This is a genomic window from Leifsonia sp. 71-9 (genome assembly GCF_001898805.1).
Taxonomy (GTDB): domain Bacteria; phylum Actinomycetota; class Actinomycetes; order Actinomycetales; family Microbacteriaceae; genus Leifsonia.
The window spans coordinates 37,205-52,497 of record NZ_MKVJ01000023.1; the positions used below are offsets into that span (position 1 = coordinate 37,205).

The 15,293-nt window shown below is 72.5% G+C and carries 14 protein-coding genes; 12 read left to right on the forward strand and 2 right to left on the reverse strand.

All coding sequences use genetic code 11. The annotated features are described in order from the left end of the window. Positions 1–4: 4 nt before the first annotated feature. On the reverse strand, positions 5–928 hold the full coding sequence (locus BGO91_RS21420; RefSeq protein ID WP_290474759.1) for an NAD(P)-dependent oxidoreductase: 924 nt from the start codon (positions 926–928) through the stop codon (positions 5–7). Positions 929–1,020: 92 nt separating this feature from the next. Between BGO91_RS21420 and BGO91_RS21425 the strand changes: the two genes are divergently transcribed. The 9 genes from BGO91_RS21425 to pth all read left to right on the forward strand — a co-directional run bounded on the left by BGO91_RS21425 (position 1,021) and on the right by pth (position 9,070). Next, positions 1,021–2,073, forward strand: coding sequence for a D-2-hydroxyacid dehydrogenase (locus BGO91_RS21425; RefSeq protein WP_290474760.1), 1,053 nt, complete (start codon positions 1,021–1,023; stop codon positions 2,071–2,073). Between the two features lie 27 nt (positions 2,074–2,100). Then, positions 2,101–2,901, forward strand: a complete 801-nt coding sequence (locus BGO91_RS21430) for an IclR family transcriptional regulator (protein WP_290474761.1) — start codon at positions 2,101–2,103, stop codon at positions 2,899–2,901. A gap of 172 nt (positions 2,902–3,073) precedes the next feature. Further along, positions 3,074–4,504, forward strand: a complete 1,431-nt coding sequence (locus BGO91_RS21435; RefSeq protein WP_290474762.1) for an MFS transporter — start codon at positions 3,074–3,076, stop codon at positions 4,502–4,504. Further along, complete coding sequence (locus tag BGO91_RS21440; protein ID WP_290474763.1) at positions 4,504–5,262, forward strand: fumarylacetoacetate hydrolase family protein; 759 nt, start codon at positions 4,504–4,506, stop codon at positions 5,260–5,262. Before BGO91_RS21435 ends, BGO91_RS21440 begins: the two co-directional genes overlap by 1 nt. After that, complete coding sequence (locus tag BGO91_RS21445; protein WP_290474764.1) at positions 5,259–6,029, forward strand: SDR family oxidoreductase; 771 nt, start codon at positions 5,259–5,261, stop codon at positions 6,027–6,029. Before BGO91_RS21440 ends, BGO91_RS21445 begins: the two co-directional genes overlap by 4 nt. Continuing rightward, complete coding sequence (locus tag BGO91_RS21450; protein ID WP_290474765.1) at positions 6,026–7,105, forward strand: zinc-binding dehydrogenase; 1,080 nt, start codon at positions 6,026–6,028, stop codon at positions 7,103–7,105. Before BGO91_RS21445 ends, BGO91_RS21450 begins: the two co-directional genes overlap by 4 nt. Next, complete coding sequence (locus BGO91_RS21455) at positions 7,102–7,671, forward strand: gluconokinase (RefSeq protein WP_290474766.1); 570 nt, start codon at positions 7,102–7,104, stop codon at positions 7,669–7,671. The genes BGO91_RS21450 and BGO91_RS21455 overlap by 4 nt, the downstream gene beginning before the upstream one ends. A 178-nt stretch (positions 7,672–7,849) precedes the next feature. Further along, positions 7,850–8,461, forward strand: a complete 612-nt coding sequence (locus BGO91_RS21460; RefSeq protein WP_290474767.1) for a 50S ribosomal protein L25/general stress protein Ctc — start codon at positions 7,850–7,852, stop codon at positions 8,459–8,461. 9 nt (positions 8,462–8,470) lie between these two features. Beyond that, entirely contained in the window at positions 8,471–9,070 is a 600-nt protein-coding gene (pth, locus tag BGO91_RS21465; protein WP_290474768.1) for an aminoacyl-tRNA hydrolase, read from the forward strand. An 81-nt stretch (positions 9,071–9,151) separates the two neighbouring features. Here pth and BGO91_RS21470 read toward each other — a convergent pair whose 3' ends face one another. After that, positions 9,152–9,769 (reverse strand): hypothetical protein, encoded by a 618-nt coding sequence (locus tag BGO91_RS21470; protein ID WP_290474769.1) that lies wholly within the window; start codon positions 9,767–9,769, stop codon positions 9,152–9,154. Between the two features lie 142 nt (positions 9,770–9,911). On the opposite strand from BGO91_RS21470, the gene BGO91_RS21475 reads away from it, so the two are divergent. Genes BGO91_RS21475 through mfd form a run of 3 tightly spaced genes read left to right on the forward strand, consistent with a single transcriptional unit; the run spans position 9,912 to position 14,960 of the window. Continuing rightward, entirely contained in the window at positions 9,912–10,616 is a 705-nt protein-coding gene (locus BGO91_RS21475) for an alpha/beta fold hydrolase (protein WP_290474770.1), read from the forward strand. 20 nt (positions 10,617–10,636) lie between these two features. Then, positions 10,637–11,332 (forward strand): 4'-phosphopantetheinyl transferase superfamily protein, encoded by a 696-nt coding sequence (locus BGO91_RS21480; protein WP_290474771.1) that lies wholly within the window; start codon positions 10,637–10,639, stop codon positions 11,330–11,332. Between the two features lie 10 nt (positions 11,333–11,342). Beyond that, positions 11,343–14,960 carry a transcription-repair coupling factor gene (gene mfd, locus BGO91_RS21485; RefSeq protein ID WP_290474772.1) on the forward strand — a complete coding sequence of 1,206 codons (3,618 nt, stop codon included), beginning with the start codon at positions 11,343–11,345 and terminating at the stop codon, positions 14,958–14,960. Positions 14,961–15,293: the final 333 nt, after the last annotated feature.

Genomic DNA, 15,293 nt, shown 5'->3' on the forward strand with positions numbered 1-15,293 from the left:
GAGGTCAGGGGAGGGTGTGCTCCGTGGCGGGGGAGGAGGCGGCGATGAAGCCCTGCGCGACCGTGATGTCGTCGTCGCCGAGGCCGGCCTCCACCAGTCGGCGGAAGAAGTCCTGCAGCGTCGTGAGCTGGGGAGTGGCCGTCGCGGTGCGCTCCGCCTCCGCGCGGGCGAAGCCGAGGTCTTTCACCATGAACTTCGCCGGCCCGGAGACCGAGTAGTCCTTCTCGGCCAGACGCTGTTTGCGCGACTCGAGCAGACGGCTTCCAGCGTAGCCGCCGCCGAGCAGGTCGAGCAGTCGCGTTACGTCGAGGCCCGCGCGTTCGGCGATCACGGTGGCCTCGCTGAGGGCGACGATGGTGGAGGCGACGATCATCTGGTTGCAGGCCTTGGCGACCTCGCCGGAGCCGAGCGGGCCGAGCAGGACGGGCGTCCCGATCGTCGCGAGCACGGGCTCCGCGCGGGCGAAGTCGTCGGGGTCGCCGCCGACCATGATGGCGAGCGTTGCGGCTTCGGCGCCGTCCGTGCCTCCGCTGACCGGGGCGTCGAGCACGCGGACGAGCCCGTCGGTGCGGTCGGCGAGCTCGGCGGCGAGTGCGCGGATGCCATCGGGGGCGGAGGTGGAGCCGACGACGAGAAGCAGGGGATGGTCGGCCCCGGCGAGGAGGCCGTCCGGGCCGTCGAGCAGGGCGCGCAGCTGCGGGAGGTCGGGGAGCATCGAGAGCACGATGTCGCTCTGCGCGGCGAGCTCCCGGACGGTGGGGGCGACGGTCGCGCCCGCGGCCTGCGCCTCGTCGAGGGTCGCGCGCGTGCGTCCGTGCACCACGACGGAGGCGACTCCGCTGCGGAGGAGGTTGAGCGTCATCGGCCGGCCCATGTTGCCCAGGCCGAGTACGCCGACGGTGGAGCGAGGCTGTCGTTGGCTCGTCATGTGATCAGTATAGTGAACATGGTTCAGCAGAGTGAATCCTTGATAGACTGGGTCCGTCTACCGGACTCTACCCGCAGACAGTGAGGACGAAGGTGACCATCTCCGAGCTCCGCGTCGCCGTGGCGACGCCCCTGAAGCCCGAGCACGCCGACCTCCTGGTGGAGCGCGAGCCGCGCATCCGCCTGGACTACGACCCCGAGCTGCTGCCGCCGATGCGGCATCCGGCCGACTTCGGCGGCGACCCCGCCTTCCGGCGGACGCCCGAGCAGCAGGAGCGCTTCGAGGCGATGATCGACGCCGCCGACGCCGTCTACGGCGTGCCCGACCTCGACGCCGCCCAGATCGCCCGCACCGTGCGGGCGAACCCCGGCCTCCGCTGGATGCACACGATGGCGGCGGGCGGCGGCGGAAGCGTCAAGGCCGCGGGCCTCACCGCGGCCGAGCTGGAGCGCGTCGCCTTCACGACCTCCGCCGGCGTGCATGGCGGCCCCCTCGCCGAGTTCGCCCTGTTCGGATTGCTGGCCGGGGCGAAGAACCTTCCGCGCCTCCTGGGCGACCAGCGCGACCGCCGGTGGCCAGGACGCTGGGGGATGGGGCAGCTCGCCGAGCAGAGCGTGCTCGTCCTCGGCCTCGGCGGCATCGGAGCGGAGGTCGCCCGGCTGCTGAAGGCGTTCGGCGCCCACGTGATCGGGACCTCCCGGCACGAGCGTGCCGTGGCCGACGTCGACGAGGTGGTGAGCCCGTCCGCGATCGCCGAGGTCGCCTCCCGGGTCGACGCCGTCGTGGTCGCCCTGCCGGGGACGGCCGCGACCGAGCGGATGCTGGGCGCCTCGTTCTTCGAGGCGGCGAGACCCGGGCTGACCGTCGTGAACGTGGGCCGCGGCACCGTGATCGACGAGGACGCCCTGCTCGCCGCCCTGGACGCGGAGCGGGTCGGCTTCGCCGCGCTCGACGTCACGGCCGTCGAGCCGCTGCCGCAGGAGAGCCCGCTCTGGACGCACCCGCGCGTGCTGATCAGCCCGCACACGGCCGCGTTGACGACCGGCGAGGAGCGGCGCATCGCAGAATTGTTCGCAGACAACGCCACGCGCCTGCTGGATGGGCGCCCGCTGCGCAACCGGGTCGACACCGTCGACTTCTACTGACGCGGCGACGACCGATGAGGAGCCGACATGTCCGATGCCGCAGAGAAGGCTCCCGCGGTCGCGCGGGCCGTGCGGGTGCTCGACCTGCTCGGCGACGCGCTCGGTGAGCCGCTGACCCTGAGCGAGCTGGCGCGCGGCCTCGGCGCCGCGAAGTCGTCGACCCTCAACGTGATCTCCGCGCTGGAGGAGGGCGGCCTCGTGCGCCGCAACGACACCGGGTACGTGCTCGGGCGCAAGGTCGTCGAGCTCGGCGGCGCCTACCTCCGTGCCTTCGACCCGGTGCTCGAGTTCTACCGCGCCTGCTCGGAGTCGGAGACCCTGCGTCACGAGCGCACCCAGCTCGCGGTGCTGGACGGCACGCACGTGATCTACGTCGGTGCGCACGTGGGCCGCGCGCCGTTCCGGCTCTCGGCCGGCATCGGCTCCCGCTACCCGGCCTCGATCACGGCCGTCGGCAACGCGCTGCTCGCCGAGCTCGACAACGACGAGATCGCGCGGCGCTTCGCCGCCGACGAGACGCGGCCGGGGTTCACCGACCGCTCCACGACCTCCCTCGACGGGCTGATCGCGAAGATCGACGCGACGCGGGAACGCGGGTACAGCCTCGACCACGGCGAGGTCTATCCCGGGCTCGCGGGGTTCGCGATCGTCGTGCCGCCGCAGTCGAGCGGCGAGGTCTCGCTCGCCCTGGGCGCCTCGCTGCTGGAGTCGGCCTTCACCGACGAGGTGCTCGCCCAGCTGCTCACGGAGCTGCACATCGTCGGGCGCCGGATGTCGAACCCGATGAACCTGGCGACCGAGGCGCTGACGGGCCACATCGTCACCTGAACCGGTGTCTCGACCGCGAGAAATGTGTTCAGTGGGTTGAACCGCGTTCAGCAGAGTGTTATGGTCGACGTCAGCGGGCGACGACGCCCGTGCAAGCCGACCCCCGGACGACGACGTCACGCGACCACGTCACGCGACGAGCCGAGGGGGTCCTGTGCAGGAGGACACCCCGATGAGCACTGACCGCTCTGCGAGCGAACTGCGCGGCTCGAACGATCCCGACTACGCGGCCAATCTGCGCCGCGCCACCCTGGCCTCCAGCGTCGGAAGCGCGCTGGAGTACTACGACTTCGCCCTCTACGGGCTGGCATCGGCCCTGGTGTTCGGGCAGCTCTTCTTCCCGGCGCTCGGCCCCGGCGCCGCCGTCGCGGCCGCCTTCGCCACCTACGCCGTCGGCTTCTTCGCCCGGCCGTTCGGCGGGCTGTTCTTCGGCGCGCTCGGCGACAAGATCGGCCGCAAGGCCGTCCTGATCGTCACGATCGCGCTCATGGGCGGCGCCAGCACGCTGATCGGCGTGCTGCCGACCGGTGAGCAGATCGGCGTCTGGGCGCCCATCCTCCTCGTCCTGCTGCGCCTGCTGCAGGGCTTCGGGGCCGGCGCCGAGCAGGCCGGAGCGACCACGCTGATGGCGGAGTACGCGCCCGTGCGCCGCCGCGGCTACTTCGCCTCGCTGCCGTTCGTCGGCATCATGATCGGCACGATCCTCGCCTCGGTCGTCTTCTTCCTCCTCGGGCTGGTGGACCCGAAGATCGTGCACGACTGGCTGTGGCGCATCCCGTTCCTCGCCTCGGTGCTGCTGATCATCGTCGCCATCTTCATCCGCCTCCGCCTCCGCGAGTCGCCCGCCTTCATCACCCTCGAGGCGCAGGAGCAGGTCGCGAAGAACCCGCTCGGCGAGGCGTTCACGAAGTCGTGGCGCACCATCATCCGCGGCATCGGCCTGCGGATGGCCGAGAACGGCGGATCCGCGCTGTACCAGACCCTCGCGGTGACCTTCGTGACCACCGTGGTCGGGGCCGAGCCGTGGATGGGGCCGCTCGCGATCGCCATCGGCGCCGCCCTCGGCATCGTCGTCATCCCGTTCGCGGGCTCGCTCAGCGACCGGTTCGGCCGGATGCGCGTCTACCGCGTCGGCGCGATCATCCAGCTCGTCCTGGCGATCCCGGCCTGGTGGCTGATGTCGATGGGCTCGGTCTGGCTGATCATCCCGGTGCTCGCCATCACCTACGGCGTCGGCGTGAACGTGATGCTGGGCGCCCAGTGCGCCACCCTCCCGGAGCTGTTCGGCAACCGCCGCCGCTACATCGGCGTCGCGATCTCGCGCGAGTTCAGCGCCGTGCTCGCCGGCGGCATCGCGCCGCTGATCGGCGCCGTGCTCCTCGGGGCCTTCGGCAACTCCTGGTGGCCCCTCGCTATCTACGTGCTGGTGCTGACCGCGATCACCCTCTGGGCGACCTTCGTCACGCCGGAGACGCGGGCCCGCGACCTCAACCTCCTCACCGACGCCATCGACGACTCGTACGTCGACGTCACGAGCCGGCCCTCGCCGACGGTGTCGCGCCGCGAGCACCAGCGCACGCTCGCCGCGACGCGCACCCGCTGATGCGGCTCGCCCGCGTCCGCACCGATCGCGGGGCCGTCCCGGCCGAGTGGTCGGGAGGGGAATGGCACGCGATCGACGACCTGTTCGCCGAGGCTCCGCGCCGCACCGGCGAGCGCTTCGCCGCCGACGCCCCGCTCGCGGCCCCCGTCGAGCCGCGCATCGTGCTCGGGATGGCGCACAACTCCGGTCCCGCCGACGCCGAGCTGCCGCCGCAGGCGTTCGCCAAGTCCGCCCGCACGGTCGTCGGGCCGGGGGAGCCGATCGTGCTCGACCTGGCCGTCGGCGCGGTGGTCGCCGAGGGGGAGCTGGCGGTCGTGGTGCGCCGCAGCGCTCGCCATCTGCGGGCGGAGGACGTGGCCTCCCACGTGCTCGGCTTCACGATCGGCAACGACGTCACGGCGGTCGACCAGCTCGGCCGCGACTCCCTCCTGACCCAGGCGAAGAACGGCGACGGGTTCACCCCGCTCGGGCCGTGGATCGAGACCGACCTCGACCCGGAGGCGCTCGGCATCCGCGCCGAGGCCGGCGACCGGGTCGCGACGGGCTCCGTGGACGGGCTCGCCCGCGGCGTCGTCGAGCTGCTCGTCTATCTGACGGGCGTGCTCGAACTCGGCCCGGGAGACGTGGTGCTCACGGGCTGCCCCGGCACGGGCGTGCCGATCGAGGCGGGCGACACCGCGCGCCTCCGCATCGACGGGCTCGGCGAACTGGCCAACCCGGTGGTCGCCGCCGGAGTGCTGCAGAGAGGATCAGAATGACAGGCAACCCCTTCGATCTCACGGGACGCGTGGCGCTCGTGACCGGTTCGAGCCGCGGCATCGGACGCGCGCTGGCCGAGGGCCTCGCCGCGGCCGGCGCGACCGTCGTGCTCAACGGGCTCGACCCCGACCGCCTCGCGGCGACCCGTGAGGCCCTCGCGGCCGAGCACGGCGACCGCATCCACGCCGTCCCCTTCGACATCACGGACGAGAGCGCTGTCGTGGCGGCCGTGGACCGCATCGAGGCCGAGGTCGGGCCGCTGGAGATCCTGGTCAACAACGCCGGCGTCCAGCACCGCGAGCCGCTCCTCGACGTCAGCCGCGAGGACTGGGACCGCGTGCTGCGCACCGACCTCACCAGCGCGTTCCTCGTCGGGCGCACCGTCGCGCGGGGGATGATCGAGCGCGGCCACGGCAAGATCGTCAACATCGCGTCCGTGCAGGCCGACCTCGCCCGACGGACCATCGGGCCGTACACGGCCGCGAAGGGCGGGCTGCGCAACCTGACCCGCGCCATGACGGCGGAGTGGGCGGCGAGCGGGCTGCAGATCAACGCGATCGCTCCCGGCTACATCCACACCGAGATGACGCAGAACCTCGTCGACGACGCCGTGTTCAACGACTGGATCGTCGGGCGCACGCCCGCCGGGCGCTGGGGAAAGGTCGCCGATCTGGTCGGCCCGGCCGTGTGGCTGTCGTCCCCGGCCTCCGACTATGTGAACGGCCAGGTCGTCTTCGTCGACGGCGGCATGACGGTGGTGGTGTGACCGTGGGGACGACCGGCGCCACCCGGGCCGTCGTCGCCCACGGCGCGGGCGACCTGCGCGTCGAGGAGATCGCCCTCGCGGCCCCGGCGCCGGACGAGGCGGTCATCGCCATCGCCTACGGCGGTGTCTGCGGCTCCGACCTGCACTACTGGACCCACGGCGCGGCGGGGGAGTCGATCCTCCGTGCGCCGATGGTGCTCGGCCACGAGGTCGTCGGGGTGGTCGACGTCGCCGCGGCGGACGGATCCGGCCCCGCCGCCGGGACTCCGGTCGCCGTGCATCCCGCCACGCCGTTGCCAGGCGACGGCTCCCGCTATCCCCAGGACCGGCCGAACCTCGCGCCCGGGGCGACCTACCTCGGCAGCGCGGCGCGCATCCCGCACACCGCCGGCGCGTTCGCCGACCGGGTCGTCCTCCCGACCCGGATGCTCCGGGCGCTGCCGACGGACCTGCCGCTGCGGACCGCCGCCCTCGCCGAGCCCGCGGCCGTCGCGTGGCACGCCGTGCGCCGGGCGGGGGAGGTGCGCGGCAAGCGGGTGCTCGTGATCGGCAGCGGGCCCATCGGAGCGCTCGCCGTGGCCGTCCTGCACCGCGCCGGAGCCGCCGAGATCGTCGCGACCGACCTGCACGAGCTGCCGCGCTCGATCGCCACGGCTGCGGGGGCGACGCGCACCATCGACGCGCGGGACGGGGAGGCCGTCGCCGCCGTCGACGCCGACATCGTGATCGAATCCTCGGGCACCGTCCCCGGCCTCGCCGCGGCGATCGCGGGCGCGAGCCGCGGCGGCCGCATCGTGCTCGTCGGCCTGCTCCCACCCGGGGACCAGCCCGTGCCCGTCGCGCGGGCGATCGCGCGCGAGCTCGAGCTGGTCGGCTCGTTCCGGTTCACCGACGAGATCGACGAGGTGATCGCCGCGCTCGCCGATGGCTCCCTCGACGTCTCGGCGATCGTGACGCACGAGTTCGCGGCCGAGGAGGCGCTGCACGCCTTCGGGATCGCCCGCGACGCGTCCGTCTCGGGCAAGGTGCTGCTGCGGTTCGGAGCCGTGAGCGACGGCGACGGCGTCGCCGGATGAGCGCCGCGCAGAGCCTCCCGTCGCGCGGCACCATACTGGAGGCATCGCGAACGGAAGGGGCGACCGTGGGTCCGCTGGTGGTGGTCATGGGCGTCTCGGGCTCGGGCAAGAGCACGGTCGGCGCCCTCGTCGCCGCGGAGCTCGGCGTGGTCTTCGTGGACGGGGACGCGCTGCATCCCGCCGCCAACGTCGCGAAGATGGCCTCCGGCATCCCGTTGACGGACGCGGACCGCGAGCCGTGGCTGGACGCGGTCGGGCGCACGCTCGCCGATGCGCGGGCAGAGGGGCTCGTCGTCGCCTGCTCGGCGCTGAAGCGGGCCTACCGCGACCGCATCCGCTCGCACGCACCGACGGCCCTGTTCGCCGAGCTCGACGGCACGGAGGCGGAGCTGGCCGCGCGCATGGTGCGGCCCGGGCACTTCATGCCGCCGTCCCTCCTCGCCTCGCAGCTGGCGACCCTCCAGCCGCTCCAGGACGACGAGCCCGGACTGCGCCTCGACGTCGCCGAGACCCCGGAGGCGCTGGCCGCGACGATCGCGGACCGCGCCCGCGCAGAATTCCGGTAGACTCGGTCACTGAACTTCGGCGAGGGAAGCGGGCGGTGTTCCGCAGGCTTCCGTGATCGACGCGGTGGAGCAGGCTTCGCAGTCTTTCCTCGCGCACCTCGATGCGCTCGAGTCGACAATCCCACACTGCGAGCACCGCTCGCCCCGATCCCCGGCCCCGGCCGGCAAGGAGAACAACATGGCTGACGAGTCCAACAAGGTCGTCGCAGAGGTCCGCGACAGCTTCGGCAAGGGCGCTGCCCGCAAGATCCGCGCCGCCGGCAAGATCCCCGCCGTCATCTACGGCCACGGCACCGACCCGCAGCACGTCACCGTGCCGGCGCACCAGGTCGGCCTGCTGCTCCGCAAGGCGAACGCCGTCCTCCAGCTCGACATCGCCGGCACGGACCAGCTCGTCCTCGTCAAGGACGTCCAGAAGGACCCGGTGCTCCAGATCATCGAGCACCTCGACCTCATCGTCATCAAGAGCGGCGAGAAGGTCTCGGTCGAGGTCCCCGTGCACGTGCAGGGCGAGCCCTACCCGGGCACCATCGCGGTGCTCGAGGTCAACACCCTCCGTCTCGAGGTCGAGGCCACCCACATCCCCGAGAACATCGTTCTCGACGTGGAGGGCGCCGCCGAGGGCACGCAGTTCCACGCCAAGGACTTCACCCTGCCGAAGGGTGCCGCCCTGGCCGAGGACGAGGACCTCCTCATCCTCAACGTGCTCGTCCCGGCCGCCGTGCGCGCCGACGACGACGAGACCGCCGAGGCTGCGGACGACGCTGCCGCCGCCGAGGCCGCGGAGTAGTCACTCCCGATGGAATCATCCCGTCCGACGGACGGACCCTGGCTCGTGGTCGGGCTCGGTAACCCCGGGCCCGGCTACGCCGCCACCCGTCACAACGTGGGTCAGATGGTGCTGGACGAGCTCGCCTCGCGCGGCGGCCTCACCTTCAAGACCCACAAGACGAACTCCACCGTGGCCGAGGGGCGACTCGCCCCGGGCGGGCCGCGGTTCGTGCTGGCCAAGCCGAACACGTTCATGAACGTGTCCGGCGGGCCGGTCTCGCAGCTGCTGCGCTTCTACTCGCTCGATCCCTCGCGCCTGATCGTGGTGCACGACGAGCTCGACATCCCGTTCGACACCGTGCGCCTCAAGCACGGCGGCGGCCACGGCGGTCACAACGGCGTCCGCGACGTGATCGCGGCGACCGGCAGCGGCGACTTCACGCGCGTGCGCGTCGGCGTCGGCCGCCCTCCCGGTTCGCAGGCCGCGGCGGACCACGTGCTCAAGGCCTTCAGCGCCGAGGAGCGCAAGAACCTGCCCATCCTCGTCGGCGACGCCGCGGACGCCGTGGAGCAGATCGCGAGCGAGGGCCTCACGGCCGCGCAGAACCGGTTCCACACCGCCCGTTGACGGCTCCGCTCCCTCCGACATTCGTCACAAATGTCGGGAAAGCGCGGCGCATTCCCGACATTTGTGCCGAATGTGCGGCGGCTACAGCCCCGGCGCGGAGACCGCGAGCACCGCGGTGTACACGATGAACGACACGATCGGCGCCGCCGCTGCGGCGACGATCCCGACGACGCCGAAGGCGCGGCCGCGCTTGGTGGCCGCGGCGACGATCCCGAGCACCAGGGCGACGAGCCCGAGGACGGTGCCGAACAGCATCTGCGCCCCCATGAGCACGGCGACCGGCGCGAACGACTCCGCCTGCTCGGGCGAGAGCGAGCCGGAGTCGAACGAGAAGCTGTCGGCGCTGCGCTGCGCGAGCGGTCCGGCCGCCGACCCGACGATGATCGAGGCGACGACGGACAGGAGGAACACGACGAGCGCGAGCGCCATCGAGACGATGCCGAGCGCCCGGGATCGTGCGGGCTCCGGTGCGGCAGCCCAGCCGAATCCGCCGGCTGCGGGGTAGGGCTGCGGATACGCCTGAGGCGCGTACAGCTGCTGCGGGTACTCCTGCTGCGGGTACGCCTGCTGCGGGTACGCCTGCGCCGGCGGGTGCACCGGGTGCGCGGGGGCCGCCAGCGGGGCGGCGACCGGCGGCGGCGCGACCGGCGGGACGAACGGCTGTGGGGGAGCAGCGTGCTGCTCGGGAATGTCGGACATTCTGGCTCCTCTGCGCGGCGTCTGGTGCGCCGTCGAGCCGAAGAATAGCGGACGCCGGCGTCGGGCTCGCGTCCGGCGGGTCACAGGTCGCGCGCGGTACTCGCTCAGTCGCCGCACAGCGCGCGGTCGTACCGTGTCGGCCATGGAGCTGTTCACTCGCGAGTGGGGTCACGGAGACCGCTACGCGGTCCTGGTCCACGGCGTGATGTCCGACTCCCGCACCTGGCGCCGGGTCGGCCCGGTGCTCGCCGAGCACGGGTACCACGTGATCGCCGTCGACCTCCGCGGTCACGGCCACAGCCCACGCACCGGGGAGTACTCGGCGGAGCTGATGGCGCAGGACATCGTCGACACGGTCCCGGCCGAACCCGAGCTCGTGATGGGCCACTCGCTCGGCGGCCTCACGGTGAGCCTCGCCGTCGAGCGGCTGCGGCCGGAGCGCGTCGTCTACGTGGACCCGGCCTTCTCCTGCCCGGCGGCGAACTGGTTCCAGCTGATGCTCGCGCCGGCCTTCCTCAAGACGCTCGCCCGGCAGTCCGCCGCGCGCATCGCGAAGCGCAACCCGCGGTGGGATCCGGCCGACGTCGCGATCGAGGTCGAGTCGTTCCGCGCGTTCGACCGCGCCGCCATCCCGAGCGTGCTCGCGCCGAGCGTGATGCGCGCGCCGACGACCATGATGGTGCCGTCGCTGGTGATGCTCGCCGACAACTCCCACCTGGTGAAGCCGGAGGTCGCCGAGCGCCTCCGCGACACCGGCTTCGACGTGCGGGTGGTCGCCGGGTCGGGGCACGTCATCAATCGCGACGACCACGACGGCTTCATGCGCGCGCTCGACGGCTGGATCTGACGCTCGCCTACAGTGAAGGCGTGGTCCGGCCCGGTTCTGCCCTCGTGCTCGTCGCGGATACCGCGCGCGTGCTCGCGGCGATTCCCGACGAGCCGCTCGGCCGGGAGGCTGACGACCGCCGCGCCCGGTTGCGCCACGCCGGCGACCGCGCCGACTTCACCGCCGCGCGCCTGCTGGCCGCCGTCGCCCATTGCGCTCTGACCGGCGCGCCGCTCGCGGCCGGGGACATCGTGCAGCGGTGCGACGCGTGCGGTGGCCCGCACGGGCGCCCGCTGCCGAGCGCCGTCGGCATCCACCTCTCCTGGTCGCACGCGCACGGACGGGTGGCCGCCGCCGCGGCGCTCGACCGGCTCGGCGTCGACGTCGACGCTCCCGTCCGGCCGTCGGGCGCGCTGCTCGCGCAGACGCTCTCGCCCACCGAGCGCCGGATCGTGGCCGCGTCCGCGGATCCGGATGCCGTGTTCCTCCTGGCCTGGACGGCGAAGGAGGCGCTGGTGAAGGCCGGGGCCGCCGACCTCGACGCGCTCGCCGCGCTGACCGTCCTCGCGGGCGACGGGGAGGTCGTTCCGCGCCACGGCGGCCTCGCCGTTGCGTGTCGCCGATTCTCCGGCTCCACCGCGTCGGCCGCGACGCCGCAACCGGCGCTGTGGCGGACGATCGACGACTCCGGGCACCTCACGCCGCTGCCCGAGGGCACTGTCGGGGGCGCCGCGTAGACTCTGCCGAGTGATACTCCAGGGCTTGATCACGGCGCTTCAGCGCGCCTCCACGTTCGCTGACGCACTCACGTACGCCGGCCGCGACGCCGACTTCTCGCTCACGGACGGACTGCGCGCCCCGCTGCTCGCCGGTCTCGTGCGCCGCCGCGCCGAGCAGAACGCGTCGCAGGCGGTCCTGGTGATCACCGCCACGGGCCGCGAGTCGGAGGCCGTCCGCGCCGCGCTGCCCTGCGTGCTGCCCGAGGCCGAGATCGTGGAGTTCCCCGCCTGGGAGACGCTCCCGCATGAGCGCCTCAGCCCGAGCGCCGAGATCGTCGGCAAGCGCCTCACCGCCCTGCGCCGCCTCGCCGACTGGGGCACCGGGGACCGCACGAAGCCGTTCGTCCTCGTCGCCTCGGTGCGCGCCGCTCTGCAGCCGCTGGCCGACAACCTGACCGATTATGCGACGACCGACCTCGTCGCGGGAGGCCGCGGCTTCGACCTCGCGGGCCTCGCCTCGCAGCTGGTCGACCTCGCCTACGCGCGCGTCGACATGGTCACGCGCCGCGGCGAGTTCGCGGTGCGCGGCGGCATCCTCGATGTCTTCCCGCCCACGGCCGACCACCCCTACCGCGTCGACTTCTTCGGCGACGAGGTGGAGCAGATCCGCGCCTTCTCGGTGGCCGACCAGCGCTCCCTGCCCGAGCCCATCCCGTCGGTGGCGCTGCCGCCGAGCCGCGAGCTGCTGCTCAGCGAGTCGGTCCGCCAGCGCGCGCGGGAGATGGAGCACGAGTTCCCGAGCCTGTCCGGGATGCTCGCCAAGATCGGCGAGGGCATCCCGGTCGAGGGGATGGAGTCGCTCGCTCCCGCCCTGGTCGACCGGCTCGTCCCGCTCACCCACTACCTGCCCGACGGCGCGGCCGTCGCCGTATTCTCCCCGGAGCGGGTCGCCTCCCGTGCCGTCAGCCTCGCGGAGACGAACCGCGAGTTCCTCTCCGCCGCGTGGAGCGCCGCGACCGTGGGCGCCGCGGCCCCGATCGACCTGGCCGCGGGCGACTTCCTCACGCTGCAGAAGCTGCACGACTCGGTGAAGTTCAGCCGTCCCGGGGCGCCCGCGCAGGACCACCCGTGGTGGACGATGAGCGGGTTCCAGGCGGACGACATCCTGCCCGAGCATCGCGAGATCGAGGAGCACCTCCAGGTCCGCATCGCGGCGGAGGCCGTCCCGAGCTTCCAGGGCAACGTCTCCGGCGCGGTCGGCCGCGTGGCCGCGCGGCTGCGCGACGGCTGGCGCGTCGCCGTCGTCGCCGAGGGCAACGGCCTGGTCGAACGCGCCGCCCAGGTGCTCGGCGAGGCCGAGCTGCCCGCGCGCCCGGTCGACGAGTTCCCGGTCGATCCCGAGCCCGGTATCGCGTACCTCCTGAAGGCCAATGTCGAGCACGGCTTCGAGGTGCCGGAGATCAAGCTCGCGGTGGTGGGCGAGAGCGAGTTCTACGGCCGCACCATCGGCTACGACTCGCGCCAGGTGAAGAAGCTCGCCGCGCGCCGCAAGAACGTCGTCGACCCGATGCAGCTCAAGCCCGGCGACTACGTCGTGCACGAGACGCACGGCATCGGCAAGTTCGTCGAGCTGACGCAGCGCGAGGTGTCGAGCGGCGGTCGCAACGCGGTCAAGTCCAAGCGCGAGTACCTCGTGCTGGAGTACGCCCCTTCCAAGCGCGGCTACCCTGGCGACAAGCTCTTCGTGCCGACCGATCAGCTCGACCTCCTGAGCCGCTACGTCGGCGGGGAGGCTCCGCAGCTGAGCAAGATGGGCGGCAGCGACTGGTCGGCCGCGAAGGGGCGCGCCCGCAAGGCCGTCCGCGACATCGCGGTCGAGCTCGTCAAGCTCTACTCGGCGCGCATGGCCAGCAAGGGTTACGCGTTCGGGCCCGACACCCCGTGGCAGCACGAGCTGGAGGAGGCGTTCCCGTTCGCGGAGACCCTGGACCAGCTGCAGACCATCGACGAGGTGAAGGCCGACATGGAGCGGCCCATCCCGATGGACCGGCTGATCTCGGGCGACGTCGGCTTCGGCAAGACCGAGATCGCGGTGCGGGCGGCGTTCAAGGCCATCCAGGACGGCAAGCAGGTCGCGATGCTCGTGCCGACCACGCTGCTCGTCAAGCAGCACGCCGAGACGTTCCTCGAGCGCTTCGCCGGCTTCCCGGTGCACCTGCGCCAGCTGAGTCGGTTCCAGACCGACAAGGAGGCGCGGGAGACGCTGGCGGGCATGGCCGACGGCACCGTCGACATCGTCATCGGCACGCACCGCATCCTCGCCGAGGGGGTGACGTTCAAGGACCTCGGCCTGGTCATCATCGACGAGGAGCAGCGCTTCGGCGTCGAGCACAAGGACCAGCTCAAGAAGCTCAAGACCAACGTCGACATCCTGGCGATGAGCGCGACACCCATCCCGCGCACGCTCGAGATGGCCGTCACCGGCATCCGCGAGATGTCGACGCTGGCGACGCCCCCGGAGGACCGCCACCCCATCCTCACGTTCGTCGGGCCGTACTCCGACAAGCAGGTCGCGGCCGCCATCCGGCGCGAGCTGCTGCGGGAGGGCCAGGTGTTCTTCGTGCACAACCGCGTCGGCTCGATCTCGGCGACCGCGGCGAAGCTGGCCGAACTGGTGCCGGAGGCGCGCATCGGCGTCGCCCACGGCAAGATGAACGAGCACGCCCTGGAGCAGGTCGTGGTCGACTTCTGGGAGCGCCGGTTCGACGTGCTCGTCTCGACGACGATCATCGAGACCGGACTCGACATCTCGAACGCGAACACGATCATCATCGACCGCGCCGACAAGTACGGCCTGAGCCAGCTCCACCAGCTGCGCGGCCGCGTCGGCCGTGGCCGCGAGCGGGCGTACGCGTACTTCCTCTGGGACGAGAACAAGCCCCTCAGCGAGACCGCGCACGACCGTCTCTCCACCATCGCGGCCAACAACGACCTCGGCAGCGGCATGCAGGTCGCCCTCAAAGACCTCGAGATCCGCGGCGCGGGCAACCTCCTGGGCGGAGAGCAGTCCGGCCACATCGCCGGCGTCGGCTTCGACCTCTACCTGCGGATGATCGGCGAGGCCGTCTCGACGTTCCGCGGTGAGGTCGCGGAGGGGCAGACCGAGCTGCGGCTCGAGCTGCCGGTGGATGCGCACATCCCCGAGGAGTACGTCGACAGCGAGCGCCTGCGCCTCGAGGCCTACCAGAAGCTGTCCTCCGCGAGCGCGCCGACCTCGAAGGACGGCCAGATCGACCTCGTCCTCGAGGAGATGACGGACCGCTACGGCGAGCCGCCCGTGCAGGTGCTCAACCTCGTCGCCGTGTCCCGCCTCCGCCGTGCCGCACAGAAGGCCGGACTGGGAGAGGTCGTCGCCATGGGTTCCAACCTGCGGCTCGCGCCCGCGCTCCTGCCCGACTCGCTCCAGGTGCGGCTGCAGCGGATGTACCCGGGGTCGAAGTACCACGCGGCCCCCAAGGTCGCGATGGTCCCGCTGCCCCGCGTCAACGGCGAGCCCGTCGACGACGCCGACCTCATCGAGTGGGTCGCCACCCTCCTCGGCGCCCTCTTCCCCGTCCCCGAACCCGCCACCGAGCCCGCCGCCTGACCGGCGCACCCGACCGCTGCCGCGCTGCGCGCCCGCTCCCGCGCCAGCAATTCCGGTGATCTGCGGCCAAAACCCGCAGATCGCCGGAACTCCGGCGACATGAGCGGCGCGTCCGGCCGGGTGACCGGAGTTCCGGAAATCGCCACGCACGTCCCACTTCCCAGGCTAGCCGCCCGGCAACTCCGGAGATTCGGGAGGGCGCGCCGCTCAGTTCGCCGTTCCGACGGCGTTCCGCGCCTAGATCGCCGGAATCGCCGGAATTGCGCCGCGGGCCGCAATTGCGCGCGGGCCGGAATTGCGCGCGGGCCGGAGTTGCGCGCGGCTCCGGTTGCG